The organism is Microbacterium sp., from assembly GCF_030149085.1.
Classification (GTDB): domain Bacteria; phylum Actinomycetota; class Actinomycetes; order Actinomycetales; family Microbacteriaceae; genus Microbacterium.
In genome coordinates this window covers 1-2,044 of record NZ_JASBSF010000193.1, presented here as the reverse complement: position 1 = coordinate 2,044, position 2,044 = coordinate 1, and the positions used below count along the sequence as shown (strand labels likewise).

The 2,044-nt window shown below is 68.1% G+C and carries 2 protein-coding genes and 1 pseudogene; all 3 read left to right on the top strand.

Features of this window, described 5'->3' with window-relative positions; genetic code table 11:
- Positions 1–5 precede the first annotated feature (5 nt).
- The gene (locus tag Q1V87_RS07760) at positions 6–938 is read left to right on the top strand and encodes a permease (protein WP_300591582.1); all 933 of its coding nucleotides are present in this window, start codon (positions 6–8) and stop codon (positions 936–938) included.
- A complete protein-coding gene (locus Q1V87_RS07755; protein WP_300591581.1) occupies positions 931–1,701 on the top strand; it encodes a TIGR03943 family protein in 771 nt (256 codons plus the stop codon). Before Q1V87_RS07760 ends, Q1V87_RS07755 begins: the two co-directional genes overlap by 8 nt.
- Positions 1,691–2,044 (top strand): annotated as a pseudogene (locus Q1V87_RS07750) (hypothetical protein); the annotation flags it as partial. The gene Q1V87_RS07755 and the pseudogene Q1V87_RS07750, both read left to right, overlap by 11 nt.

The window sequence follows — 2,044 nt, the reverse complement described above, 5'->3', positions numbered from 1 at the left end:
TCGCGATCCTGGTCGCGATCGACCTTCTGTCACCGTCGCTGTTCACCTCACCCCTGTCGACGCGAGCGCAGGACGGTCTGACCCTCGCGATCAGCGTCCTGATCGAGTCACTGCCGTTCGTGGTGCTCGGTGTGGTGCTCTCGATCGTCGTGCAGGTCTGGATCCCGCCAGGGGTTCTCGAGCGATGGATGCCGCGCACGCCGTGGCTGCGGCGCGGCGTGCTCTCCCTCCTCGGCATGTTCATCCCGGTATGCGAGTGCGGCAACGTCCCGTTCGCACGCGGCCTGCTGATGCGCGGGTTCACGGTGCCTGAGACATTGACCTTCCTCATCGCGGCGCCGATCGTGAACCCGATCGTGATCATCACGACTCATCAGGCTTTCGGCTTCAGCGACGGCATCCTGGTGGCGCGCCTGGTGGGAGGGTTCCTGATCGCCAACCTGCTCGGCTGGCTCTACAGTCGGCATCCGAGCCCCGACGCCTTGCTGACCGACCGGTTCCGCGACACGTGCGAACTGGTCACGCACGAGCCCGGCGGCAAGGGACGCCGAAGCCTCGCCCAGTTGGTCATCGAACTGCGCGCCGTCATGCCCGCGCTCATCATCGGGTCCGCCATCGCCGGAGCGGTGCAGGTGCTCATCCCGCGGGACGTGTTGCTGGCGATCGGGTCCAACCCCGCACTGTCGATCGTCGCCATGATCGCTCTCGCGATGGTCGTCTCGATCTGCTCCAACGTCGACTCGTTCTTTGCGCTCTCGTTCGCCTCGACCTTCACTCCCGGTTCGATCGTCGCCTTCCTCCTGGTCGGGCCGCTCGTCGACGTGAAGATGCTCGCCCTGCTGCGCACGACCTTCACGACCCGCACCCTCGTCGGGATCGTCGTGGTCGTCGTTCTGTCGGCCTTCGCCATGGGGACGGTGGTGAACCTTCTTGCCTAGGCTCGGCTCCCTCGGAACGCGCTGGCTCGGCGTCGGACTTGCCTCAGCGCTCGCCGTCCTCACCGTCGGGCTTGCGGTGACGGGCCGACTGTCGCTCTACATCAACCCCGAATCGGCGTGGTTCGCGGTCGGGATGTCGGTGATCGTGCTGGTCGGAGCTGTCGCATCCTTCGCGCTTCCGCTGGGCGCCGAAAACGACCACGGACACGATCACGGGGAGGCGAGCGCCCACGAGCATGACCACGCGCACATTCGGCATCCGGTAGCCCTCGCCGGCACGGTCGTCGCCGGAGTGCTTGCGAGCGCCGTCGTGATCGGCGCCCTCGCCCTGCCGCCGTCGTCGCTGTCGCCGCAGTTCGCTTCGACGAGTACCTCCACCACGCCGGTGTTGTTCGGCGGGAGGGATGTCGTCACCCTGGCATCCACGGGAGATACGGCGACCTTCGGGGTGGGCGAGTGGGCGACGGTGTTCGCGACGGCGACAGACCCGGCATCCTTCGACGGCGACGCCGTCACCTTGACCGGGTTCGTCGCCCCCGGAGATGCCGGGACCGGCTTCCTGCTCTCGCGGTTCGTCATCACCCACTGCGTCATCGACGCGCAACTGGCAGCAGTTCCGATCGCCTGGGGCGGTACGGCAGCGCCCGAAGGCGAGTGGGCGACCGTGACGGGCACGGTTCGCTCGGACTCGGACGGGCGCCTGCACATCGCCGCCGAGTCGGTTGAGGCTGTGCCCGAGCCCGAGGACCCGTATGAGTACTGAAGCCAGCCCGCGCGGTAGCGGCGCGGTCCCGTCGCGGCGGCAGCGGGCGGTACGACGGCGCCTGCGCGGGTTCGTCCTGGGCTTTGTCGGGGTCGCCGCTGCGATCGGCCTCGTCGGTGCTCTCGGGGCCGCAGCCACTGTGCTCATGGGGCCACGCGTGACCACCGTTCAGGTCGACCCGTCCGCCGCGATCTCGGCATCCGGATCCCGGCTGATCGTGACGACCTCGCAGTCGCTCGCCGACGTCGATCCTGCCTCGGTGACCGTGACTCCAGCAACGCCGTTCGATATCGACACCTCGGGTCGCAGTATCGGCGTGCGCTTCACGGTCCCCTTGGATGCC